The sequence below is a fragment of the Bacteroides ilei genome (assembly GCF_900128495.1).
GTDB lineage: Bacteria > Bacteroidota > Bacteroidia > Bacteroidales > Bacteroidaceae > Phocaeicola > Phocaeicola ilei.
In genome coordinates, this window is sequence record NZ_LT635801.1 from 2,202,582 (window position 1) to 2,227,978 (window position 25,397).

Sequence of the window (25,397 nt, forward strand, 5' to 3'; positions counted from 1 at the left end):
CATTTTTTTAATCGTTCAACATCATTGGCATCAGCAACATTAGCAGGTCTTCATTTTCTTCCTGCTCTTCCGGAACGATGACTCCTGCACGGGAAGGATCAGCCAGTTCGATGATTATATTCAGGGAAGATATGTTGTTCAGAATTTCAATCAGGAAAGATGATTTGAATCCTATGCTCATCGGATTACTGTCGTACTGGCAGGCTATGGTTTCCTCAGCTGAGGTTGAAAAATCGATGTCCTGTGCCGAAATCTTCATCTGATTTTCCGACAGGCTCAACTTGATCAGACTGCTTGCCTGTGAAGAGAATACGGAAACACGACGTAACGCGCTGATGAAGGAGGCACGGTCTATGATTGCCTTATGAGGGTTCTGAGGTATGACGGAATTATAGTTCGGATAACGTCCTTCAATCAGGCGGCATACCATACGGTAGTTCTCCATGGTAAAGGTGGCATTACGGTCGTCAAATTGTATCTGGACATCACCCTGTTCTTTCGGAAGAAGGTTTTTCAGCAGGGTAGCCGGTTTTTTAGGTAAGATAAATGCGGCCTTTTCGTCACTGTGTGCGGCATATGTCTTGCAACGTACCAGTTTATGGCCGTCGGATGCTACCAGGGTGATATCTTCTTGTGTAAGATCAAAATAAATACCGTTCATGACCGGACGGAGTTCATCATCGGCGGTAGCAAAGATGCTGCGGTTGATACCATTCATCAGGATATCTGCCCCCATCATAATCTGTACGGCATTATCGCCCAATTCTTGTACTTGCGGGTATTCGTCTGCATTTTGTCCCATCAGGTTGTATTTACCGTTCTGGTATCTGACGGTGATTTCCAGATTGTTCATGTTGATCTCGAAGCTCAACGGTTGTTCTGAAATCTCCTTCAAGGCCTCAAGTAATGTCTTTGAAGAAACGGCGAACCGGCCGTCTCCTTCATATTCATTGACTTCGATAGAAGTGCAGAGTGTGTTGTCATTATCGGAAGCTGTAATAGACAAAGTTCCGTCTTGAAGTTCCATAAGGAAACAATCCAGGATAGGTAAGGAATTCTTTGAATTGATGACGCGACTTATAGCCTGCAGATGAGAAAATAATGTGGTGCTAGAAATGATGAATTTCATATCTTTGTATTTATTTTTATATTATTTTGTTTTTTGTAAACATTGCTATTTAACTGCCAAAGTTAGAAAAAAGATTGGATAGGCATCATAAAAAAGAGATAAAAATTCGTTTACTATGATAGAAAAAAACGTAACTTCGTGACCAAATTAAAAAAATAGAATTATGGAATTAGCAGGAAAAGTAATAGCGGTTCTCGAACCGAGAGGAGGAGTTTCTAAAAACGGTAATAACTGGAAAGTGCAGGAGTATGTAATTGAGACGCACGACCAGTATCCGCGCCGTATGTGTTTTGATGTGTTCGGTGAAGACAAGATACAGCAGTTCAATATCCAGATAGGCGAAGAATTGAATGTTTCTTTCGATATCGATGCCCGTGAGTGGCAGGGGCGTTGGTTTAACAGTATCCGTGCCTGGAAGGTTGAACGCGTAGGTGCAAATCCTCAGATGCCTCCTATGGATGCTCCGTTCCCTCCGATGAATGCGGCTCCTGCGGCACCGGTCGATTTTGCTGCAACAGATGAGAAGGATGACCTTCCTTTCTGACAGGATATGGGAATACAGAATTGTAGGATATTAAAATAAAAGGATGCGTCTAAAGCGCATCCTTTTATTTTATTGGTTTGTCTATTCCAGTTTTCACGAGTTCATACTCATCAGGAATTCTTCGTTGTCTTTGGTCTTTTCGAGACGTTCCTTTACGAAGTCCATGGCCTCAATCGGATTCATATCTGCCAAGTATTTGCGTAATATCCACATGCGGTCGAGTGTTGTCTTGTCGAGTAACAGATCGTCACGGCGGGTACTTGATGCCGTGATATTGACAGCCGGGAATATACGTTTGTTGCTGAGGTTACGGTCAAGCTGGAGCTCCATGTTTCCTGTTCCTTTGAATTCCTCGAAAATGACTTCATCCATTTTGGAACCGGTATCGATCAGGGCGGTAGCGATGATTGTCAATGAACCGCCTCCTTCGATGTTACGTGCCGCACCGAAGAAACGTTTCGGCTTGTGCAGGGCGTTTGCGTCTACACCACCCGACAGTACTTTGCCGGATGCAGGGGATACTGTATTATATGCACGTGCTAAACGAGTGATGGAATCAAGGAAAATCACTACGTCATGACCACATTCTACCATACGTTTCGCTTTTTCAAGTACGATACCGGCAATCTTTACGTGGCGTTCGGCGGGCTCGTCGAATGTAGAAGCGATAACTTCCGCATTGACGCTTCGGGCCATATCCGTCACTTCTTCCGGCCGTTCGTCAATCAGCAGCATGATCATGTAGACTTCCGGGTGGTTGGCTGCAATGGCGTTGGCTATGTCTTTCATCAGGATGGTCTTACCTGTTTTAGGCTGTGCCACAATTAATGCGCGCTGGCCTTTGCCGATAGGGGCGAACAGGTCGACAACACGGGCCGACAGGTTATCATCATATCCTTTGCAGAGCTTGAATTTTTCATCCGGGAATAAGGGAGTCAGATGGTCGAACGGAACACGGTCGCGAACCAGGGCCGGATCCAGTCCGTTTATTTTAGATACTTTTACAAGTGGAAAATATTTTTCTCCTTCTTTGGGTGGACGGATTGTTCCTTCTACTACATCACCGGTTTTTAGGCCGAACAGCTTGATCTGCGACTGTGATACATAAATATCATCGGGTGAAGAAAGATAGTTGTAGTCGGAGGAACGCAGAAAACCGTAACCGTCGGGCATGATTTCCAGAACTCCTGTACCTTTCAGAATATCATCGAATTCATAGGGCTTTTCTGCAGGTTTCGGTTCTTCTGCAGGTGTAGGAACCGGTACAGGTAGAGTAGTTGGGGCGGTAGCTTGTGTCGTTGCCGGCTGGTTCTGTCCTTGGTTGGGATTCTGATAGTTTTGTTGGCGGTTGTTCCGGTTGTTATGCCGTTGCTGGCGCGACTGGAATTTCGTCTGTTTGCTATCCTTTTCAGAAGTTGTGGGTGTAACCGGGGCCATTTTGGTCGCTTCAAATTTGCCGATCAGTTCTGATGGAAGTTCAATCTTTTCAGAAGGAAGATCTTCTATCGGAATGAAGTCTTCTCCTCCGGTGATATTCAATGTAGGAAGATCCATTTCGTCTTCAACTGGTACCGGGGCTGGTTTCGGTTCTACGGTTGTTGGTTGGGGCTCTGCGTCTGTTTCGGCCTTTTGGAGCGATTTCTGTTCTTTTTCCAGGGTTGCCTTGTTTTTACTTCCCGGTTTACGTCCACGTTTGGCTTTCGGTTTTTCTTCGGTTTGCGGTGCAGTTGCTTGCGGAGCTTCTGCCGGAGCCGGTTCATCTTTAAAAAGCGGTGCCTGTGCAGGGAGTGGAGGAGTGTTGGCTTCCAGTTTTTGCGCTTTGTCTTTGGTGGCCGTGTAAACTTTGTCGCCTTCTTTCTTTACACTGATACGGGAACGTTTGCGTGGTTGCCCCTCCGGACGCTGTTCGTCACCGGCTTTTGCTGCCTTTTTGGTTGCACCGACAATGGCTTGTTCATCCAGAATGCGGTATACCAGCTCTTCTTTGCGTAATGCACTGGTTTTTTTCAGGCCCAACTCTTTGGCTATCTGCTGCAATTCGGACAAATCTTTGTCGTTTAATTGGATAATGTTATACATACAATTATAATAAGGGTATAAAATGAGTTTTTATAATGCCGTTGAAGTCTTTTCACATGAAATGTCATGAGCAACCCTGTTACTCTACAGCCACGTATACTTCACGGATTACAATATTAAACTTGATTTTTTGTTTTGATGTTATAAAAGGAAAGTAAGACAAGCAGCCTTTGTGATAAAGACCTGACCTATCTTTATGAAGACAAAAGTAGAAGTTTTTTACGATATAAACTAATAAATCTTGTTTTTTTTAATCGGGATGGTGTATTATTGGCGGAAAAGAGTTACTTTTACATTGAAAATGAATTAATAGATTAAAGAATTCTTATGAAAAAAGTGATTTTTACAGAAAAAGCTCCTGCTGCTATCGGTCCGTATAGCCAGGCTATCGAAGCTAATGGTATGATTTTTGTTTCCGGCCAGTTGCCAGTTGACCCTGCAACCGGTGTCTTTGCTCCTGGTGGTGTGGCCGAACAGACTGAACAGTCATTCAAGAATATTTCAAGCATTTTGGCTGAGGCTGGACTGACTACTGCCAATATCGTCAAGACTACCGTGTTTCTGGCCGATATGTCTCTGTTTGCCGAAATGAATGCCGTATATGCAAAATATTTCGACGGAAGTTTTCCGGCACGTTCGGCTGTAGCTGTAAAGGCTTTGCCTAAGGATGCCTTGGTAGAAATAGAGTGTATCGCCGTAAGGTAATGAATGACTGTAACTTTGGAGACATGTGTCTGCGGGTTGCAGTATACGAATGAAGAATTTGTAAATGTCCGGTTTGAAAGAGGAAGTTTATAGGTTCTTCATTTCGTTTTGTCGGGCATTTATTCATTTTGTTGATTTAGAAATATGAAACGAGTTTTTTTTCGTCTTGCCAATAAATGGAGATATGTTGTAGTGACCGTTATCATGGCTGTAGTTCTGCTGGCAGGAGGCTATATTTACCAGTATGAACCTTTTAATGACGGGTTTGAGATTACGGACGAGTTGGGAGGAAACATTTTCCCGGTCACCATCCTGTCGACAGCTACTACGGATGCCAATCTTATCGTCCCGGCAGATACAGGTTATATCGGCAATCCCAAATCGTGTATTGCGATCCGTGTGAAAAGCAGGGCAGCCAACAGTAAGTTGCGTGTGGAAGTGGCCGAGACGCCTTTTTTTGACCGGTCCGTTTCCGAATTCATTCTTCCCGAGAGCAATAGGGAATATCTTGTTTATCCGGATATCATATGGAATTACAATGCCTTGCGCGAGAATGAACAGGCTGCTCCGGTAACGGTTTCCATCCATGCCACATTGAACAAACGTGATTTGGGTAACAATATCCATACTTTTTCTATGCGTAGTATCAACGAATGTCTGCTAGGGTATATGGACAGCCGCATGAAGTTTCATGATACGGGCGATTTTTTTGCTGCATACGTGAATGAGGACAATCCCAATATCGACAAGATTTTACGTGAAGCTTTGAATACGCGTATCGTGAACCGTTTCTGGGGATATCAGAGCAAGAATCCGGAGCTGGTCGACAAACAGGTATATGCTATCTGGTATGTACTGCAGAAACGCGGATTCAAGTACAGTTCCATCAGTAACAGCAGTCTGTCATCGAACGTGGTATTTACGCAGCGTGTACGTACCTTCGATGATGCGTTGGAATCGGCACAGATCAATTGTGTGGATGGCAGTGTCTTGTTTGCTTCATTGTTGAAGGCCATCAATATTAATCCGGTGCTGGTACGTATTCCGGGGCATATGTTTGTGGGATATCACACTGATCTGGCACATACTGATATCCATTTTCTGGAGACGACCATGATAGGTGATGTGGATTTGAATGATTTCTTCCCTTCTGAAAATCTGGATTCGACCATGGTCGGAAAGTCGCAGGAGAAAGCCTCCAGCTTCCTATTCGGAAAATCAAAGGAATATGCAACCGATATGTACCGGAAGAATGAAAAGCTGATTCATTCGGGAAAGGTCAATTATATGTTTCTGGAAATAGATAAGGCGACCAGAGCATATATCCAGCCTATCGGAAAATGATTAATAATGTCTTGTATATGAGATTGGTTTATCTTTATCATAGCGGATTTGTCCTGCTGGGTGAAGACTATACGGTCGTAATGGATTATGAGGAGGATTCCGTTTCATTGTCGGAGGGGGTGCTGCATGATAAGATATTGGAACGTCCCGGAAAGCTGTATGTACTTTCCACTCATTTTCATGCCGATCATTTCAATAAGGATGTGTTGTCGTGGAAGGAAATCCGTCCCGACATTATATACGTCTTTTCGAAGGATATCTGGCGTCGGCGGCGGGCTGCCCGTGAAATCGATGCTGTGTGGTTGAAGAAAGGAGAGAAGTATGAAGACGACCGTATCTGTATCCGTGCGTTCGGATCGACCGATTCAGGCGTTTCTTTTCTGCTTGAAGTTGACGGAAAGAAAATTTTCCATGCGGGCGATTTGAACAATTGGCATTGGATGGATGAATGCGAGGAGTCGGAATGGAAAGGATATGAGAAAAATTATTTTCACGAACTGGACTTTATCGGACAGTACACTACGCAGATGGATCTGGTGATGTTTCCCGTTGATCCCCGTTTGGGAAAGGAATATATGCGTGGTCCGCGGCAGTTCATCGAGAAAATAAAGACATCAGTCTTTGTACCGATGCATTTCGACGAGTGTTATGCCGAGGCTGCCGCCTTCGGGCCGGTTGCGGCAAAGTATGGAACGCTGATGTTGATGCCGGATGTACGGGGACGGGAGTTTGATCTGAATTTGTAACTAATTATTAAAATAACCTGGAATATGAAAGTAAAAGGAAGATTTGATCATTTCAATATCAATGTGACAAACCTGGAAAGGAGTATCCGGTTCTATGAAACGGCTTTGGGACTGCATGAATCCCATCGGAAGGAGGCCGCCGACGGATCCTTTATTCTGGTATATATGGCCGATGACCATTCCGCATTTCTGCTGGAACTGACTTGGTTGCGCGACCACACCGAGGCTTATGAACTGGGTGAGAATGAAAGTCATCTCTGCCTCCGTGTAGAAGGTGATTATGATGAAGTACGCAGGTTCCATAAGGAGATGGGTTGTGTGTGTTTCGAAAATGAAGCCATGGGACTTTATTTTATTCATGATCCGGACGACTATTGGATTGAGATTCTTCCCGTCAAATGATAATTTAACAGATAAAGCTTATGATGAAATATATATCACCGGGAGCGTGGTTCTCCTTGGAGTATCCTGATGACTGGCGTGAATTCGAGGATACGGAAGACAGTTTCCTGTTTTATAATCCGGATAAGTGGACGGGGAATTTCCGTATTTCCGCTTATCAGGGAGAGAATGCCGGTTATGCGGCCGAATGTATAGAATATGAGATACAGCAGAACCGTGGCGTGCGTCGGGTAAAGGTTGGCCAGTGGAACTGCGCCTATTCAACTGAGAGTTTTCAGGAGAACGGGGCCTGGTATACGTCTCACCTGTGGGTAACCGGTAAAGGGAATATTTCGATAGAGTGTTCGTTTACCGTTCCTAAAGGAGAGAGTGCCAAGGTGGCTGAAGATATCATAGCTACGTTACAGGTGCGTGGAAAAGGCGATAAGCCGCTGAAGGAAGTCATACCTGTACGTGTGCTTGAAATCAATGCCATCAATGAAGGGTATGACTGGGCCGTTTCTACCATAAAAAAACAATTGACAAAGGATTTTACAGCCTGTGCAGCCGATATAGACAGTATCCAGAAGGTTATGGACAGCGGGCGTTTCAACAGAAGTCAGCGCCAGGCATGGGAAAGTTTCGGCATCGCCTTCGGAGCAATTCTGGTAAATGAAATGGATGGCATGGACTGGGTGACTGTTATCGACGGGAAAAAGGAATTTCCGGCTTTGCGTTTCGGTCGTACCGGGGTGATGGTCTATCCTACCGAACTGATATGGAACCGGATCAAGGATGGAAAGTCGTGTAGCCTGAAAGGGGAATTTGAACGTATCCGTTCGGAAGTGGAAGAAGCTTTGTGACAGGCTGTATTATATAGAGTGGAACTGATGGGTATGAATTTAATTTTTTTGAGAAACAATGATTCCATATTTGCAAGTAGAGGGGCTGACAAAATCGTTCGGTGATCTGGTGTTGTTTCAAGGGATTTCTTTTGGAGTTGCTCAGGGACAGCGTATCGGACTGATTGCCAAGAATGGTAGCGGTAAGACCACTTTGTTGAATATTCTGGCGGGGAAGGAAGGATATGATGAAGGAAAAATAACATTCCGCCGTGATTTGCGTGTAGGGTATCTGGAACAAAGTCCGCAATATCCGGAGGAACTGACAGTGCTGGAAGCGTGTTTCTATCACGGGAACGGAACGGTCGAGTTGATCAAGGAGTATGAAAAATGCATGGAGACACCGGGAAATCCGGGACTGGAAGACCTGTTGGACCGTATGGAGCATGAGAAGGCCTGGGATTATGAACGGCGTGTCAAGCAGATCCTTTCACAGCTGAAGATAACAGACTTCAATCAACGTATCGGGTATTTGTCGGGTGGACAGTTGAAACGTGTGGCACTGGCTAACGTATTGATTTCCGAGCCTGATCTTCTGATCATGGACGAGCCGACCAACCATTTGGATCTGGATATGACCGAATGGCTTGAAGAATATCTGAGCCGGGGAACTCTGAGCTTATTGATGGTGACACACGACCGGTATTTTCTGGACCGTGTCTGCTCGGAAATCATTGAAATCGATAACCGCCAGCTTTATTCCTACAAAGGTAATTATAGCTATTATCTGGAAAAGCGTCAGGAACGTATCGATGCAGCTAATGCAGAGGTTGCCCGTGCCAATAATCTTTACCGTACGGAGCTGGAATGGATGCGTCGCATGCCACAGGCCCGCGGACATAAGGCCCGTTACCGTGAGGAGGCATTCTATGAATTGGAGAAAGTGGCCAAACGGCGTATGTATGATTCGAACGTGAAGCTTGATGTCAAGGCTTCCTATATCGGTTCCAAGATTTTTGAAGCCGACCATCTGTACAAGAGTTTCGGTGACCTGAAGATTCTGGATGACTTCTCTTACATTTTTGCCCGGTATGAGAAAATGGGTATTGTGGGCAATAACGGAACAGGAAAGTCGACATTCATAAAAATCCTGATGGGGATTGAAAAGCCCGACAGCGGTACATTGGATATCGGTGAGACTGTACGCTTCGGATATTACTCACAGGATGGCCTGAAGTTTGATGAGCAGATGAAGGTTATCGATGTGATTACCGACATTGCCGAAGTCATTGAACTGGATAACGGCAAACGTCTGACTGCCTCACAGTTCCTGCAGCATTTCCTTTTCACGCCCGAAACCCAACACAGTTATGTATATAAGTTGAGTGGGGGTGAACGCCGGCGTCTGTATCTATGTACCGTGCTGATGAAGAATCCGAATTTTCTGGTACTTGATGAGCCGACAAATGACCTGGATATTGTCACGTTACAGGTGTTGGAAGAATATTTGCAGAACTTCAAAGGCTGTGTGATAGTGGTGAGTCATGACCGCTATTTCATGGATAAGGTGGTTGACCACCTGCTGGTATTCAAAGGACAGGGTGATATACGTGATTTTCCGGGAAATTATTCCGATTACCGTGACTGGAAAGCAGCCAAGGCCGAACATGACAAGGAAAAGGAGAAGCCGAAGGAGGAGAAGGTCCAACGTGTGCGTCTGAATGACAGACGGCGGATGACTTTCAAGGAAAGGAAGGAGTTCGAGCAGCTTGAAAAGGATATTGCCGTTCTGGAGGCTGAAAAGAAAAACATTGAGGAAGCCCTTTGCAGCGGAACGCTCAGCGTGGACGAACTGACTGAAAAGTCGAAACGCCTGCCGAAGCTTGAAGAGGAACTCGATGAAAAGACTATGCGCTGGCTGGAATTGAGCGAGATAGAAGGGTAGTATTGAATTTTGCTAACAATAGGAATACCGTTTTATGAAGGTTTTCAGGCTTCATAAAACGGTTTCCTTTTTTATGAGACGGAAGAATTTATTTGTTTCCACCGATGGTTTTCCACACCAGGGCACTGAAGGCCGCTCCTATAAACGGGGCTACAATGAACAGCCACAGTTGACTCATGGCCTGTCCTCCTTCTATAATGGCCGGACCGATACTACGTGCCGGATTTACAGAAGTTCCTGTAATAGGAATACAGACAATGTGGATGAGTACCAGTGTCAGTCCGATGGCCAGACCTGCCAGGTTCCCGGCTCCTTTCTTTTCGTCGGTCGATCCCAGAACTACCAGTACAAAGATAAATGTAAACAAGGCTTCGGCTATGAATGCCTGTCCCATATCGCTAGGGATGAAAGTGTTCGAACCGGTCATGGTAGGTCCGTTATGCGCTCCTGTAGAAACCAGAAGATACAGGATCAGTGATCCGATAATGGCTCCGATAATCTGAAATACCATATACATACCGGCGTCTTTGGAATTCATGCGGCCCGACAGCCATACTCCCAGTGTGATAGCCGGATTGATGTGGCAACCTGAAATGCCGCCGATTGTGTAAGCCATGGCGATGACTGCAAGACCGAATGCGAATGCAACTCCTAAAGTGCCTACACCGGCACCGACTGTATCGGCTATATTACCGGCAAAGACAGCGCTTCCGCATCCCATCAGTACCAATACCATAGTTCCGATCATTTCTGCTAAATACTTTCTCATAGGGCTCTATTTTTTAGTTCAACATAAGTTTATGGAATCAATTGTATTGTGATAGAACTTCTTTTGTGTTGAAAATAGAATGTGGTTTTTCATAGGTCTGTCTCAAATTTAAAAAATAAATCCAAATAAAGCAAGCTAATCTGCATTAAATCGTCCGGGAGCGGATATAAGGGTGGTAAAACGCTATGGCCTTTTTCCAATAAATTCAAGTTCTTTCTGCAAAAAGAACTTGAATTTATTGGAAAAAGATCTTGATATCCGGGATGAAATGACCTGACGTTTCCATGTACAGGCCTTGGTATTTGAAAAAAGGCCTGTATGTGGTTGCATACAGGCCTCGTAAATATGATTTAATAAGATGTCCTTATTATTATTTGAGTGAGCGGTTTATTCCTTCTATGTAATCCAGAATTTCCTGCCTACCGGTCTTTTTTTCTGCCGAGGATATAAAGTAAGGAGGGAGTTCTTCCCATTGCTTCTTCAGCACTTCCATAAAGCGGTCCACATTTTGCTTTGTCTTTCCTATGCTTTGCTTGTCGGCTTTGGTAAAGATAATGGCGAAAGGAACTCCGTTTTCACCCAACCATTCTATAAATTCCAGGTCTATTTTCTGCGGTTCGAGGCGGCTGTCTATCAATACAAACAGGCAAGTCATCTGTTCCCGTTCCAGCACATAATATTCGATGAGTTTCTGGATCTTTTCCATCATCTTTTTTCCGCGCTGGGCATAGCCGTATCCCGGCAGATCCACCAGATACCATTCCTTGTTTACCAGAAAATGGTTGATTAGCAAGGTCTTTCCAGGAGTGGAAGAGGTCATAGCCAGTTTCGGATTCTTGGTCAGCATGTTGATCAGGCTAGACTTGCCGACATTGGAACGCCCGATGAATGCATATTCCGGATAATCGGTTTTCGGGCACATGTCGGCGCGTGAGTTACTTATAACAAATTCTGCGCTGGTTATTTCCATAATGATATTTTTGTTTGGTTTTTAGCGGGTTTGATTATGAATGGGTTGTTATTTTATTTTGCCGGTTTCAGCCATCTGTCGAGCCAGCTGAAGAAAGTGCGCTGCCATAAGATACCGTTCTGCGGTTTCAGTACCCAGTGGTTTTCATCGGGGAAAATCAGCAGTTCGGCAGGTATACCTCTCAGTTTGGCCGCATTGAATGCCGCCATGCCTTGTGAGGCGAGTATACGGTAATCTTTTTCTCCATGTATGCAGAGTATAGGAGTGTCCCATTTGTCTACAAAAAGGTGAGGTGAGTTGGCATAGCTGCGTTGTACGGCCGGATTCTGCTTGTCCCAGTACGGACCGCCCAGATCCCAGTTGGTAAACCAGAGCTCTTCTGTTTCCAGGTATTGCTGCTCCATGTTGAAGAATCCGTCGTGGGCGATGAATGCTTTAAAGCGTTTGTTGTGGTGACCGGCCAGCCAGTATACAGAGTATCCACCGAAGCTGGCTCCTACACAGCCCAGACGGTCCTTGTCTACATAAGGTTCTTTGGCTATGTCATCAATGGCAGTGAGGTAGTCGTCCATACAATGTCCGCCGTAATTGGTACTGATTTCTTCCAGCCATTCCATACCGAAGCCCGGAAGTCCGCGTCGGTTAGGTGCGATGATGATATAATCGTTGGCTGCCATGATCTGGAAATTCCAGCGGTAGCTCCAGAACTGGCTTACCGGACTTTGAGGGCCTCCTTCACAGAAGAGCAGGGTAGGATATTTCTTGTTCGGATCAAAGTTGATCGGGTAGATGACCCATGAGAGCATGTCCTTCCCGTCGACCGTCTTGGTCCAGCGTGCTTCTACTTTACCGGTTTTCAATTGGTTGAAAATGTGGTCATTTTCTTTTGTAATACGGGTTACTTCATTTTTCTTTTTCAGGTTGACGGTGAACAGTTCGTCGGCCTCACTGATAGAATGACGTTTGGTAAGCAGCTGCTTGTTGTCGAGCATTGTTACTGAAGCATAGTCGTACATACCGTCGGTAAGTTGTTTCACTTCACCTTTCAGGTTTGTGCTGTATATCATGCTGGTACCGTGCCATACCCCTACAAAGTACAACGTCTTGCTGTCGGGGTTCCAGCAGTAGTCGTCTACTCCCGACTGGAATGATTCGGTAACATAGGTCTTTTTCCCGTTCTGCAGGTCCATTACGCACAGGCGGTTACGGTCGCTTTCGTAGCCGTCACGTTCCATGCTCTGCCATGCTATACTTTTACCGTCGGGTGAGAATTTGGGATTTGTATCATAACCCATGTTCTTGTCGGTTGCGTCTTCCTTGCACAGGTTGCGGGTCTGTCTGGTAGCTACGTCATACAGGTAGATATCAGAGTCTGTCGATACAGCATAAGCCAGTCCGGTCTTTTTACGGCAAGTATAGGCAATCTGTTTTGAATCGGTACTCCATGCCAGCTGTTCGATACCTCCGAAAGGTTTCATCGGCGATTCATAAGGTTCTCCTTCCAACAGGTCGGTCGCTTCACCCACCTGATTGCCGTCGAATGATGCAACGAACGGATGCGGAACGGTTTCTACCCATTCATCCCAATGCTTGTACATGAGCTCATCTATTACTCTTCCCGATGCCTTGTCCAAGTCGGGATATTTGTCAACGGTACGTTCTCCGTATTTCACCTGTGAGATAAACAGAACCTTGCTTCCGTCGGGCGAGAAAGAGAATCCGTCTATACCGCCGGCATAGTCCGACAACTGCTTGCGGTCGGTGCCGTCGGGATTCATTTCCCATATCTGTCCGTTCGAAAGGAAAGCTATCTTGCTTCCTCCCTTGATCCATACCGGATCTCCTTCGCTGGCAGCTGTGGTAGTGAGCAGGGTATTGTTACTGCCGTCGGCGTCCATTACGTAAATGACCAGGTGTCCTTTGTTCTGTTTGACACTGTAATAAGAAACGGTGTAGGCGATATGTTTACCGTCGGGAGAAACACTTGATCCACCGATACGTCCCATTGCCCAAAGGGCTTCGGGTGTCATCCGTCCGTCCTTGATGGTGATTTCCTGCCGGCCGATAACCGGAACATTCTCTTCTGAAGGTCCGGCTGCTGCGGCTGGAGCCGCAGCCATGATCATGGCGGCAGTCATTGCCATTAAATCAGTTCTTTTCATAATTCTCTTGTTTTTTAGGTGGAACAAAGGTAGTAAAAAAGTGATAAATGGGAAAATACGGAGGCTGTTATTGGTCGGTTTGTCGGCTAGTGGTAGTCATGTATAACAATAAAAAAGCCCCGAAGATGTCTTCGGAGCTTTTTTGTGTTATGTCAAAAGATGTGTCTGTTTATCTTTTCCCGCCGTTCATACGTTCCTGGCGTTCTTTCTGCAAGCGTTCCTGTTCCTTTTGGAGGGCTTCCAGTTTTGCCATCAGTCCGCCCCGCTTCATCTGGGTCGGATTCTTCTTGTTGGCTTCAAGCTGGGCAAGCAGTTTCTTTTCGTCTGTCATCTTGCGCATTACCCACATGATGATAATGCTGATCAAGCTGGATATGAAATAATAATAACTCAATCCGGATGCATATTCATTGAAAATGAAGAAGAACATGACCGGCATGATGTACATCATCCATTTCATTGCCGCCATTTGAGGATTGGCTCCTGTATCCTGCTGTTTCATCATGATGACCTGGTTGACAATTGTAGCCAGACTGAACAACAGACAGAAGAGGCTCAAATGGTTGCCTAGCAACGGAATTTCCGTACTCCAGTGGATCAGGTCGTCATAGGCTGACAGGTCGTCGGCCCAAAGGAAACTCTGCTGACGGAGTTCAATGGCATTCGGTACAAAGAAGAAGAGTGCCATGAATACCGGGGTCTGGATCAGCATAGGCAGACACCCACCCATAGGACTTACTCCATACTGGCTGTAGAGTGCCATGGTTTCCTGCTGCTTCTTCAGAGCATCTTCCTTTTTCGGATATTTCTCATTGATTTTGTCAATGTATGGTTTCAAGGCCTTCATCTTGGCCGATGACATGAATGATTTGTAGGTTGTAGGCAATACCAGAATCTTAACAATCAATGTCATGAGCAGGATTACCACTCCCATACCGAGTCCCCAGCCCGACAGCCAGTCGAACAGGTTAATGGTGAACCAGCGGTTGATCCAACGTATGATAGGCCATCCCAGATAGACGAGGTCTTCCAGTTCCGGATCCTTATTGTCGAAGGTCAGCTTGTTGGTAGCCAGCAATGTCTTGTAATGGTTCGGCCCGAAATAGAATTGGAACCGGCTTGGTTTGGCTCCCGACGGATCGAATGACGTTGTCATGTCGGCCTGGTATCTTTTCATGTAGCCGCTTCCTTTCTGGTCCATTTTCGATTCGAGCGTTACGTTCTCGAAATTATTTTCTGCGATGAACACGCAAGAAAAATATTGGTTCTTGAACGCAATCCATTCCAATGCTTCCGGAACGGTTTCCTTTTCGTCCTTTGTTTCACTCAGGTAATCAAAGCTGTCGTTTACAGGTTTATAGGTGAGCGAGGTATAGCGCTGTTCAAAGGTATATCCTTTTTCCATCTGGCGGGCACGCTGGCTCCAGTCTATGTTCATGCTTTTGGCAGACGACGGGAAGAAGTTCTGCAGTCCGGTTGCCTGTACGGTGAAGTCCAATACATAAGAATCTGGCAGCAAGCGGTATGTAAAGTCCAGATAACCTCCATTGGCAGCATTGGCACGCATCGTTACGGTAGAATCTGTAACGTTTGTTGCCTGGAAATACATGTTGCCGCTTATCAGATTCTCCGTTTTTCCGTCGAACCCGATGTTCATGGCTGCATCCTTTTGGTCGAAAAGGACCAGAGGCTGTTTCTTCTGGTCGTTATACTCCTTCAGCATAGCCTTACATACACGGCCTCCTTTATTGGTGAAAGTAACCTGAAGCAGGTTGTTTTCCAATACGGTAAACTGTTCTGTACCTTGAGATGCCTGGAAGAACTGTGATGTAGAATCCAACCGGACGGTCTGCATCTTGGCGGCGGCAGCTTCCTGCTGCTTGTGCGCTTCTTCCTGTTTCTGCATGACATTCTGGATTGAATCCTGATAGTGCTGTGCACGCTCCATTTCCTCCTGACTGGGACGGTTATAAATGCCGAAGCCTATAATGACCGCACCGATCAGAGCAAATCCCACTAACGTGTTTTTATCCATTTCGTATAGTTTTCAAATTAGTTTTCTGTTATTTATCAATAGCAGCCTTGATGAACGACAAGAACAAGGGATGTGGTTTCAGTACGGTACTGCTGTATTCCGGATGGAACTGTGTACCGATATACCATTTGAGAGTAGGTATTTCGATTATTTCAACCAGGTTGGAGTCGGGGTTGATACCTACGCACTTCATACCGGCTTTTTCATATTCTTCCTTGTAATTGTTGTTGAATTCGTAACGGTGGCGGTGACGTTCCTGGATGTGTTCCGATTTATATGCCTGATAAACCTTGGAATTAGGGTCCAGTACACATTCATAGGCTCCCAGACGCATAGTTCCACCCATATTCGTAATGGATTTCTGTTCCTCCATAATGTCGATTACATTATGAGGTGTCGTTTCATCCATTTCGCGGCTGTTGGCATCGGCATAACCCAATACGTTACGGGCAAATTCGATGGCCATACACTGCATACCCAGACAGATACCGAAAGTGGGGACGTCGTGTGTACGGCAGTATTTCAATGCTACGAACTTGCCTTCGATACCACGCTGGCCGAATCCCGGACAGATGATGATTCCGTCCATATCCTTCAGCTTTTCCTCTACATTGGAGTCGTTGAGGTTTTCACTGTTGATGAAATGAATGTCAGCTTTGCGGTCATTGTATGTGGCAGCCTGTGAAAGGGCTTCCAGAATAGACTTGTAGGCATCCTGCAGGTCGTATTTTCCTACCAGGCCGATCTTTACCACTTCTGTGGCACGGTGACGGCGGTCCAGGAAGTCTTTCCATGATTTCAGGTCGGGAGCTTCACCTACCGGCAATCCCATTTTCTGGAGGATGGTTACATCCACGTTCTGTTCCTGCATGCGGAGAGGCACTTCGTAAATGGTCGGCATATCCATTGACTGGACCACTGCACTTTCGTCTACGTTACAGAATAAGGCTACCTTTTTTCTCAGGTTCATGTTCAGGGGATGTTCTGTACGTAATACCAGGATATCCGGCTGGATACCTACCGACTGGAGTTCCTTTACGGAATGTTGGGTCGGTTTGGTCTTCAGTTCGCCTGCGGCGGCCAGGTACGGAACGTATGTCAGGTGTACACAAAGTGCATTTCTGCCCAGCTCCCATTTCAGCTGGCGGATACTTTCCAGATAAGGTAATGATTCGATGTCGCCTACGGTTCCTCCGATTTCCGTAATGACAAAGTCGAACTTATATTTATTGCCCAGCAATTTTACATTACGCTTGATTTCGTCAGTGATGTGTGGTATTATCTGTATGGTTTTTCCCAGATAGTCACCACGACGTTCCTTGTCGATTACACTCTTGTAGATTCGTCCGGTAGTAATGTTGTTCGCTTTTGTTGTCTGGATGCCCAGGAAACGTTCATAGTGTCCTAAGTCAAGATCCGCTTCATGTCCGTCTACGGTTACATAACATTCTCCATGTTCATATGGATTCAATGTTCCCGGATCGATGTTGATATACGGGTCGAACTTCTGTATAGTTACGCTGTAGCCTCTGGCTTGCAGCAACTTACCGATTGATGATGAAATAATGCCTTTACCCAGTGAAGAGGCTACACCACCAGTTACGAAAATGTACTTTGTTTCTGCCACAATCTTTCTATTTTAAGATAAATTTTTGTCACACTATTTTTCTAAATTGCAAAATTATAAAAAAAAGCCGAATCCAAAGCATAATAAATTGCGAAAACATTGAAAAGATGACTGGAACGACATTGTGTCTGGCCGGATATGACTGCCCGTATTGTATATCCGGACGGTCAGGAACAGACTATTTTTCTATATTTAAGTATGATCTTTTACATGCCCTATTGAAAATAGTTTTAAATTTGCATGAAAATAGCTTTTATAAGAGAAATATGAAAAGATCAAGACTGTTATTATCAGTAGTTTTTTTAGCAGGTAATTTATTGCTGGCACATGCCGGAACGGATATGAAGAACCGTCAGTACGGACAGCAGGAGGTCAGGACTACGGCACCGGCTGCAGGAGTGAATCTGGCGACATATCCCGACAAGACCGTTTCAACCATCAGGCAATTCTATCGGATTCTGGAAAACTACCGTAATTATCGGGATGCGATGACCGAGCGCTGGGATGACATCTATATATACAGTGCTCCGGATAGAATCCGGTCGGACGCCGATTTCTATAAGCTGGCAATGCCGGCCACCTATTATTCGGCACCGATAGAACAGGCTATGTCCATTGAAGGATGGGAGCCTGTCATTCCTTTTATAAAGAAAGAGAATCCATTAAAGGATTCGTTGTTTCAGGTTCCGCGGCTGACCCATACTGCGGATGTGGATAGGGCCATAAACAAACAGTTGCTGAGCTTCTATTTGCAGTATCCCAATCTGGTGAAGAAGAATGAAACGAACTTCGAAGACATTGAACCTTTGGACGACAGGATGATTGTGACCCGGCCGAAGAAGGAGAAAGTCATGAATCTGCTCACGCCGGAAAGAGTACAGCAGGTAAGCGAAAAGGATCTGATGGTGTTGAAGCCTAATTTCTGGACTGTGGGAGGTAGCGGATATATCCAAGGCTCGCAGAATTATATATCTGACAACTGGTATAAAGGAGGTGAAAGTACTGTCGCATTGATTTCGGGTCTTACCTGGCAGTTCAATTATGATGACAAGCAGCGTATGCAGTTCGAGAATAAGATTGAATGGAAATTGGGGTTTGTTACGGCTCCTTCAGATACGGTTCATCAGTACAAGACCAATGATGATTTGTTCCGTATCAGTTCAAAGCTCGGTTATAGGGCGATAGCCAACTGGTACTATACCTTGTCGGGAGAATTCAAGACCCAGTTCTTTTCCAAGTATGATACGAACTCGGATAATCTGGTATCGTCATTGCTTTCTCCAGCCGAACTGAACCTCGGTCTTGGTATGGACTATAAGTATGTGAAGGATGGAGTCTGTAATTTGTCTGTGTTGCTGAATCCGTTGAACTATACTTTCTATAGTGTAATGAGCGACCGGGTGGATCCTACCAAGTTCAATGTGAAGGCAGGGCATAAGACACGGAGCCAGTTAGGTTCCCGTGTGGAGGCTACCGTCAAGTGGAGCATCTATTCCAATCTGATGTGGGAGTCCAGATTCTCGTATACGACGAATTATGAACAGGTACTTTCGGAATGGGAAAATACCTTTACTTTCGCCTTTAACAAATATTTCTCTACGAAACTGTTTGTACATGCGCGTTTTGATGATTCTGTAACCCGTGAAGAGGGCGACAGTTATTTCCAGTTGCAGGAGTTGTTGAGTCTCGGATTCAATTATGCATGGTGATTTCCTGATTCGTGAAAAATAAGGAATAAAGAACAAGAAGAAATATGATAATAATGCCGTCATTTGTCCAGATACTTGATTTTATTGGGACGTTCGCTTTCGCTATCAGTGGTATACGCTTGGCGTCGGCCAAGCGTTTCGACTGGTTCGGAGCCTATATTGTAGGCTTTGTAACGGCGATAGGAGGGGGAACAATACGGGATGTACTGCTCGATGTAACTCCCGTATGGATGACAGATCCGATTTATCTGATCTGTACAGCCTTTGCCATGTTTTTCGTGATTATTTTCCGCAAATATCTGATCAAGCTCAACAATACATTCTTTATCTTCGACACGATCGGACTGGCCTTGTTTACGGTTGTGGGGTGCAGTAAAAGTCTATCGTTAGGATATCCCTTCTGGGTTGCAATCATAATGGGGAGCATTACAGGAGCGGCCGGAGGTGTTATCCGGGATGTTTTCATCAATGAAATTCCGTTGATTTTCCGTAAGGAAATCTACGCAATGGCTTGTGTAGCCGGTGGCCTGGCCTATTGGCTTTGTCTTCGGGCTAAAATGGAGGCATTTGGTGCTCAGGTTGTAGGGGGAATTGTGGTTTTCCTGGTACGTATTATGGCTGTACAATACCATCTGACCCTTCCTATTCTGAAAGGAGATCCTGAAATTGAAGCCGGGGAAAAGGAATAGGATGTGTATCATGGTTGTTATCTGTCGGACAGATCTTTGTCCTTAGGTGGAAAAGCTGGGACAAGTCGCATCAGGCGCATGATCTGTTTCTGACGTTTGTACATGTAAGCGCTCGGTTTCCCCGAATTGAATCTGATGGGATTGGGCAGGCTGGCAGCTATCAAGGCACATTGGGAACGCGTCAGTTTTTTTGCGGATGTACCGAAGTGTTCTTCTGCAACGGCTTGGGCTCCATATATTCCGTTTCCCATTTCAATGGAATTCAGATATACTTCCATAATGCGTTCCTTGCTCCAGAAACATTCGATGAGGAGGGTAAAATAGACTTCCAGGCCTTTCCTTACCCATGACGATTGGGGCCAAAGAAATACGTTTTTGGCTGTCTGCTGGCTGATGGTACTTGCTCCTCTTGCTTTCTTCCGGGTCTTGTTTTCCTTGACTGCTTTCCTGATTTCAATAAAATCGAATCCCCAGTGTTCGGCAAACCGGTTGTCTTCAGAAGCAATGACAGCCATCGGAAGGTGTCTGGATATCTTTTCTTTAGGGACCCAATGGCGCTTCATTTTCAGCTTTTCACCTTGGCTTATCTGCTGGCCGCACCGGATTATCATAAGAGGGGTGACATAGACGGGTACAAACTTTAGTACAATGACCGACAGGATAGTTGATCCGAAAAATGCTATCAGAAGATAACGTAGGTATTTGAATATGTTTTTTACGTTCATAATTTTCTTATGATAAAGTCAAAAAGAAAGAAGGTAGAGGAAAGATGCTTTCCTGTACCTTCTTTCTTTTTGGAATGAAGTTTTATTTCAATGTGCCTGCTTCAGCCTGCTGGATCATTTCCTGGCTGGCATACATATACACTTCCACACGACGGTTTTCCTGACGTCCAGCTTCGGTATCATTGCTGGCTACAGGATTGCTTTCACCCTGGCCTTCTACCGTCTTGATCTGTGAAGATTCCGTTCCGCAACTTAACAGATAGGTAGCTACGCTTTGGGCCCGTTCCTGGGAAAGTGCCAGGTTTTTCTGGACACTCTGTTCCGCTGTACTGTTTTTCCACCCGGTGTTGTCTGTATATCCGTAGATGTTTACATCCATATCACGGTTTTGGTTCAGTACATTGTTGGCGAACTTGCTCAATGCCGATTTGGCTTCGGTACTTAGGCTTGCACTGCTTGTGTTAAACAGAATGCCTGAGTCGAAGGTAACCTTGACGGCCTGTAATCCGTTGTTGTCTGTTACCTGCTCCACTTGGGCTCCTTCAATTTCTGCAGCCTCCTGAGCAGCCTTGTCCATTTTTTTACCGATAAGTACACCGGCTCCTGTACCTACAGCGGTTCCGACTGCGGCACCGATGGCGGCACCTTTGCCATGACCGATCACACCACCGATCAGGCCTCCTAGAGCAGCTCCGCTACCGGCTCCTATAAGGCCGCCTTTCGCCGTGTTGCTCATTGATCCACATCCGCTAAATATCAAGCTTGTGCTCAATAATATAGCCATAAAACCAGTTTTTCTCATCATTCTTCCATTTTAGTTTGTCATAATCCCATCATGATGGAAAACCATCATGAATCAATATGCAAATATAGGATAATTTTTCATTGTATCATTAACTCTTGCACGGATTGATGCAATTACAGCTTCATCATTAACATTCGATAATACGGTTTCGATCATTCCTGCAATTTCGTACATCAGGTCTTCTTTGGCACCACGGGTTGTAATGGCCGGTGTACCTAACCGGATTCCTGAGGTCTGGAATGCCGAACGGGTGTCGAATGGAACCATGTTCTTGTTGACGGTGATGTTAGCTGCAACCAGTGCCTTTTCTGCCATCTTACCTGTCAGATCCGGATATTTGGAGCGCAAGTCGACGAGCATGGAGTGGTTGTCTGTACCTCCCGATACGATTGTAAATCCACGGTCCATCAAAGCCTGTGCCAAAACCTTTGCATTTTTCTGCACCTGTTTCTGATATTCCTTGTATTCGGGTTGCAGACATTCACCGAAAGCTACGGCCTTGGCTGCAATGACGTGTTCGAGCGGGCCTCCCTGGATTCCCGGGAATACAGCTGAATCAAGCAGCTGGGACATCATTTTGATTTCTCCCTTCGGTGTTTTCTTTCCCCATGGGTTCGGGAAATCTTTTCCCATCAGGATTACACCTCCACGAGGGCCACGGAGAGTCTTATGGGTGGTGGATGTTACGATATGGGCATATTTCAGCGGGTTGTCGAGTAAGCCTGCTGCAATCAGTCCTGCAGGATGAGCCATGTCGACCATAAAGATGGCGCCTACCTTATCGGCTATTTCGCGCATGCGTTTGTAGTCCCATTCACGAGAGTAGGCCGAACCGCCGCCAATGATCATTTTAGGATGTTCACGGAGTGCAATTTCTTCCATCTGGTCATAATCAACACGACCGGTTTCTTTGTTCAGGTTGTATTCGCAGGGAGTATAGATGATACCGGATGTGTTTACTGCAGAACCGTGTGACAGGTGTCCGCCATGAGCCAGGTTCAGTCCCATGAATTTATCGCCCGGATTAAGTACGGCCAGGAATACGGCTGCATTGGCCTGTGCTCCAGAGTGAGGCTGTACATTTGCCCATTCGGCTCCAAATATCTGCTTCAGGCGGTCTATTGCAATCTGTTCGCTTTGGTCTACGACTTCACATCCTCCGTAATAGCGTTTGCCGGGATAACCTTCTGCGTATTTGTTGGTAAGGCATGAGCCCATAGCTTGCATTACCTGGTCACTTACAAAGTTTTCAGAAGCAATCAATTCAATGCCTTTCAACTGGCGTTGATGTTCTTTTTCAATAATGTCGAAAATCAAATCGTCTCTTTTCATGATGTCTGTTGATTAAAATAAATAAATCTATATCTAAAATATAACTCCCAATGAGAAACTCAAGACATTCCTGGTCCGTTTCAGGCATATGTCGTATTCGTTATATGGGGCCTGAGTCAGTTCTTTGTCGTATACGATGGATTTGGTGATGTTATGGAATCCGGCTTCGTAGCGGAAGTCAAAAAAGATGTTCCCGACATTTACCGCCAAGCCGATGACCCCGCTGAAATAAAGGGGGTGAAGGCTTTCCGTTATGTTTTGCTGGTAGAAGCCATAATGTTCGTTTTTTGTATGCTTACTCCAGATGTAAGCTACCTTGGGACCTAGGAAGAATGACATGCCATAAGGATATGCGTCAACAAATTTATATCCGTATAGTATCGGCATATCGATGGAATGTATTCTTGTCTTGATCAGGGCGCCTCCTGTCAGGTATGACGTATTGTCGCCTGTGTGAGGAATGGCAATACTTCCGTTGGATATATTGTATGAAAATTCCGTCTGGATAAAATGATGCTTTTTAAGATTGAACTGGCAGAACAATGCTCCCAGATAGCCTATTTTATAGTTGTTCTGTATGTTGCTCATCTCTTTTCCGCCAATTGACAATTCGTCCAGGAAATACATGGACGAATTGAATCCAGCCTTTATTCCCACATTTATCTTCGGATCACGTGATGTGCTCCGGAAGTGCTCTTGTGCCTGTCCTTCTGTGAAGGCAAGTCCAAACATGCAGGATAAGATAAAGGCAGCGTATTTCATTGGCTCTATTTCTTTTTTTCAACCGACCATCCGAATTTCCCGATCTTGGGGCCGGTTTCATAGTAACCTCCGTGGAGATAAACCAGCAGGTTGGCCTGTGCGAGATTGAATCTACCTGTTTCGGAATCCAGGTATTTTTCATCGGCCTTTATGTTGACCACATCGGCGATGAACATGTCATGCGATCCCAATGAAACGATTTCCCTTACCCTACATTCTATGCAGAGGGGGGATTCTTCTATGATGGGGGCATTTACCACTGTAGCCTTGCCGGGGGTAAGCTTCATTTCTTTGAACTTGTTGAAGTCTTTTCCGGAACGCACGCCACACCAGTCGGTGGCAAAAGCCATGTCTTTTGTGGTAAGGTTGATGACAAATTCCATATTCTTTTTCAAGATAGGATAAGAATGACGTTCCGGCCTTACCGATATGTAACACATGGGTGGATTGGTACAGATTGTACCAACCCACGCTACTGTGATGATATTGTATTCCTCTTCGTTACTGCCGCAACTTACTAATGCTGCAGGTAGCGGGTAAATCATTGTGCCAGGCTTCCAGTCTTGTTTCATCCTAAACCAGTTTGATGTTATCTATCTGCTGTTCTTTTTCGCAGTAATGACATTTGATGAGACCTTTTTCCTTGTCAATCAAATCGAACCATGTATCCATCGGTTCATTGTTGGTGATGCATTTGGGATTGTTGCATTTTACGATGCCTTTCAGTTCGGTGGGCATCACAATCTTTTTCTTTTCAACCACTTCATAGTTGCGTATGATATTCAGTACGATATTGGGTGCAACTACCGACAGACGGTTGATTTCTTCCGGGGTGAAGAACTTGTCGGCAATCTTGATGATTCCCTTTTTCCCGAGTTTTTTGCTTTCGAAATTATTTCCGATAGTGATATTGGCGTCCAGATGCTGTAGATCCAATAAGGAAACTACGGTAAATAATTTGTCGGATGGTATATGGTCGAGTACAGTCCCGTTTTCAAGAGCGGCTACCTGTAATTCTTTCTTTTCATTCATATGGATAAGATTTTAGAAATTCTGGATTCATTTCAATGTGTCGGCTTTGACTTCATCAAGTGTAATGCCCAAAACGTCGCAAAGGATGGCTTCGCGGGCATACAGTCCGTTTTGTGCCTGCTGGATATAATAAGCTTTTTCATTGTTGTCTACATCGTAGGCAATTTCGTTTACACGGGGAAGCGGATGCAGGATACGCAGGTTCGGACGGGTCTTCTCAAGCATCTTGTTACGGAGAATGTATACATCCTTTACACGCTCGTATTCCATCAGATCGGTAAAACGTTCACGTTGTACACGGGTCATATACAAGATGTCGGCATCGGCAATCGTGTCTTCTGTGAAATCGGTATGTTCGATGTATTTGATGTTATGCTGGCGGCAGTAAAGTTTGTATTCTTCCGGCATTTTCAGCTCTTCGGGAGCGATAAAGTGGAATGTCGGATTGAAGTGGCGCATCGCCATCAGCAGGGAATGTACTGTACGGCCGTACTTCAGGTCGCCTACCAGATAAATATTCAGATTATCGAGTGTTCCTTGCGTCTTATATATGGAATAGAGATCCAACATGGTCTGTGACGGATGCTGGTTGGCACCGTCTCCTGCGTTTACTATCGGTACCGGTGCGATTTCACTGGCGTACCGTGCGGCACCCTCCAGATAATGCCGCATGACAATGATATCCGCATAATTGCTGACCATCAGGATTGTATCCTTCAAAGTCTCTCCTTTAGAAGAACTGGTTACTTTCGGATCTGTAAAGCCTATGACTTTAGCTCCTAGCCTGTTGGCCGCTGTTTCAAAGCTTAATCGGGTACGCGTTGACGGCTCAAAGAAAAGCGTGGCAACGATCTTTTCGTCCAACAAGTGACGGTTCGGTTTCTTTTCAAACTCTCTTGCCATTTCCAATAGATACAGGATACGTTCTTTCGAATGGTTGGCAATAGTAACTAAACTTCTATTTTCCATATTAACGGTTTTATGATGATTTTATAATACCGAAGCTCAAAGTTAGGGAAAAAAAATAAAACTGCCATCCTTTTGGGGATATTTCAATGAAGTTTT

The 25,397-nt window shown here is 45.2% G+C and carries 23 protein-coding genes; 9 read left to right on the forward strand and 14 right to left on the reverse strand.

From position 1 onward, the window contains the following. Positions 1–7: 7 nt before the first annotated feature. Complete coding sequence (gene dnaN, locus BQ7489_RS09455) at positions 8–1,129, reverse strand: DNA polymerase III subunit beta (RefSeq protein WP_072530792.1); 1,122 nt, start codon at positions 1,127–1,129, stop codon at positions 8–10. 163 nt (positions 1,130–1,292) lie between these two features. On the opposite strand from dnaN, the gene BQ7489_RS09460 reads away from it, so the two are divergent. Next, positions 1,293–1,673, forward strand: coding sequence for a DUF3127 domain-containing protein (locus tag BQ7489_RS09460; RefSeq protein WP_072530793.1), 381 nt, complete (start codon positions 1,293–1,295; stop codon positions 1,671–1,673). 93 nt (positions 1,674–1,766) lie between these two features. Here the strand turns inward: BQ7489_RS09460 and rho are convergent, their stop codons facing one another. After that, entirely contained in the window at positions 1,767–3,752 is a 1,986-nt protein-coding gene (gene rho, locus BQ7489_RS09465) for a transcription termination factor Rho (protein WP_072530794.1), read from the reverse strand. 327 nt (positions 3,753–4,079) lie between these two features. Between rho and BQ7489_RS09470 the strand changes: the two genes are divergently transcribed. The 6 genes from BQ7489_RS09470 to abc-f all read left to right on the forward strand — a co-directional run bounded on the left by BQ7489_RS09470 (position 4,080) and on the right by abc-f (position 9,715). Continuing rightward, complete coding sequence (locus tag BQ7489_RS09470) at positions 4,080–4,457, forward strand: RidA family protein (protein WP_072530795.1); 378 nt, start codon at positions 4,080–4,082, stop codon at positions 4,455–4,457. A 204-nt stretch (positions 4,458–4,661) separates the two neighbouring features. Continuing rightward, the gene (locus BQ7489_RS09475) at positions 4,662–5,801 is read left to right on the forward strand and encodes a hypothetical protein (protein WP_374044759.1); all 1,140 of its coding nucleotides are present in this window, start codon (positions 4,662–4,664) and stop codon (positions 5,799–5,801) included. A gap of 17 nt (positions 5,802–5,818) precedes the next feature. Next, complete coding sequence (locus BQ7489_RS09480; RefSeq protein ID WP_083580544.1) at positions 5,819–6,547, forward strand: MBL fold metallo-hydrolase; 729 nt, start codon at positions 5,819–5,821, stop codon at positions 6,545–6,547. A 24-nt stretch (positions 6,548–6,571) separates the two neighbouring features. After that, the gene (locus BQ7489_RS09485) at positions 6,572–6,949 is read left to right on the forward strand and encodes a VOC family protein (RefSeq protein ID WP_072530798.1); all 378 of its coding nucleotides are present in this window, start codon (positions 6,572–6,574) and stop codon (positions 6,947–6,949) included. Between the two features lie 23 nt (positions 6,950–6,972). Beyond that, the gene (locus BQ7489_RS09490; RefSeq protein WP_072532108.1) at positions 6,973–7,791 is read left to right on the forward strand and encodes a DUF3805 domain-containing protein; all 819 of its coding nucleotides are present in this window, start codon (positions 6,973–6,975) and stop codon (positions 7,789–7,791) included. A 58-nt stretch (positions 7,792–7,849) separates the two neighbouring features. Then, positions 7,850–9,715 carry a ribosomal protection-like ABC-F family protein gene (abc-f, locus tag BQ7489_RS09495; protein WP_072530799.1) on the forward strand — a complete coding sequence of 622 codons (1,866 nt, stop codon included), beginning with the start codon at positions 7,850–7,852 and terminating at the stop codon, positions 9,713–9,715. Between the two features lie 88 nt (positions 9,716–9,803). On the opposite strand, the gene BQ7489_RS09500 is transcribed toward abc-f, so the two are convergent. The 5 genes from BQ7489_RS09500 to BQ7489_RS09520 form a co-directional block, all read right to left on the reverse strand. Next, positions 9,804–10,484 carry an MIP family channel protein gene (locus BQ7489_RS09500; protein ID WP_072530800.1) on the reverse strand — a complete coding sequence of 227 codons (681 nt, stop codon included), beginning with the start codon at positions 10,482–10,484 and terminating at the stop codon, positions 9,804–9,806. Between the two features lie 370 nt (positions 10,485–10,854). Continuing rightward, positions 10,855–11,454, reverse strand: a complete 600-nt coding sequence (gene yihA / locus BQ7489_RS09505; protein WP_072530801.1) for a ribosome biogenesis GTP-binding protein YihA/YsxC — start codon at positions 11,452–11,454, stop codon at positions 10,855–10,857. A 53-nt stretch (positions 11,455–11,507) separates the two neighbouring features. Next, the gene (locus BQ7489_RS09510) at positions 11,508–13,580 is read right to left on the reverse strand and encodes a dipeptidyl-peptidase Dpp5 (RefSeq protein ID WP_239496987.1); all 2,073 of its coding nucleotides are present in this window, start codon (positions 13,578–13,580) and stop codon (positions 11,508–11,510) included. A 205-nt stretch (positions 13,581–13,785) separates the two neighbouring features. Continuing rightward, positions 13,786–15,651 (reverse strand): membrane protein insertase YidC, encoded by a 1,866-nt coding sequence (gene yidC / locus BQ7489_RS09515; RefSeq protein WP_072530803.1) that lies wholly within the window; start codon positions 15,649–15,651, stop codon positions 13,786–13,788. Between the two features lie 28 nt (positions 15,652–15,679). Beyond that, positions 15,680–17,278 carry a CTP synthase gene (locus BQ7489_RS09520; protein ID WP_072530804.1) on the reverse strand — a complete coding sequence of 533 codons (1,599 nt, stop codon included), beginning with the start codon at positions 17,276–17,278 and terminating at the stop codon, positions 15,680–15,682. Positions 17,279–17,544: 266 nt separating this feature from the next. Between BQ7489_RS09520 and BQ7489_RS09525 the strand changes: the two genes are divergently transcribed. Both BQ7489_RS09525 and BQ7489_RS09530 read left to right on the forward strand, forming a co-directional pair. Then, positions 17,545–18,987 carry a DUF3078 domain-containing protein gene (locus tag BQ7489_RS09525; protein ID WP_083580697.1) on the forward strand — a complete coding sequence of 481 codons (1,443 nt, stop codon included), beginning with the start codon at positions 17,545–17,547 and terminating at the stop codon, positions 18,985–18,987. A 53-nt stretch (positions 18,988–19,040) separates the two neighbouring features. Then, on the forward strand, positions 19,041–19,676 hold the full coding sequence (locus BQ7489_RS09530; protein ID WP_072530805.1) for a trimeric intracellular cation channel family protein: 636 nt from the start codon (positions 19,041–19,043) through the stop codon (positions 19,674–19,676). A 17-nt stretch (positions 19,677–19,693) separates the two neighbouring features. Here the strand turns inward: BQ7489_RS09530 and mtgA are convergent, their stop codons facing one another. The 7 genes from mtgA to pyrB form a co-directional block, all read right to left on the reverse strand. Continuing rightward, positions 19,694–20,401: a monofunctional biosynthetic peptidoglycan transglycosylase gene (gene mtgA, locus BQ7489_RS09535; protein ID WP_072530806.1), complete on the reverse strand. Its 708-nt coding sequence runs from the start codon at positions 20,399–20,401 to the stop codon at positions 19,694–19,696. 82 nt (positions 20,402–20,483) lie between these two features. Next, a complete protein-coding gene (locus tag BQ7489_RS09540; RefSeq protein WP_072530807.1) occupies positions 20,484–21,203 on the reverse strand; it encodes a YiaD family glycine zipper/OmpA-like lipoprotein in 720 nt (239 codons plus the stop codon). Positions 21,204–21,257: 54 nt separating this feature from the next. After that, complete coding sequence (gene glyA / locus BQ7489_RS09545) at positions 21,258–22,538, reverse strand: serine hydroxymethyltransferase (protein WP_072530808.1); 1,281 nt, start codon at positions 22,536–22,538, stop codon at positions 21,258–21,260. A gap of 33 nt (positions 22,539–22,571) precedes the next feature. Beyond that, on the reverse strand, positions 22,572–23,270 hold the full coding sequence (locus tag BQ7489_RS09550) for a porin family protein (RefSeq protein WP_239496943.1): 699 nt from the start codon (positions 23,268–23,270) through the stop codon (positions 22,572–22,574). A 35-nt stretch (positions 23,271–23,305) separates the two neighbouring features. Then, positions 23,306–23,872 carry a flavin reductase family protein gene (locus tag BQ7489_RS09555; RefSeq protein ID WP_072530810.1) on the reverse strand — a complete coding sequence of 189 codons (567 nt, stop codon included), beginning with the start codon at positions 23,870–23,872 and terminating at the stop codon, positions 23,306–23,308. Between the two features lies 1 nt (position 23,873). Then, positions 23,874–24,332: an aspartate carbamoyltransferase regulatory subunit gene (gene pyrI / locus BQ7489_RS09560; protein WP_374044757.1), complete on the reverse strand. Its 459-nt coding sequence runs from the start codon at positions 24,330–24,332 to the stop codon at positions 23,874–23,876. Positions 24,333–24,359: 27 nt separating this feature from the next. Beyond that, positions 24,360–25,301: an aspartate carbamoyltransferase gene (pyrB, locus tag BQ7489_RS09565; RefSeq protein WP_072530812.1), complete on the reverse strand. Its 942-nt coding sequence runs from the start codon at positions 25,299–25,301 to the stop codon at positions 24,360–24,362. Positions 25,302–25,397 lie beyond the last annotated feature (96 nt).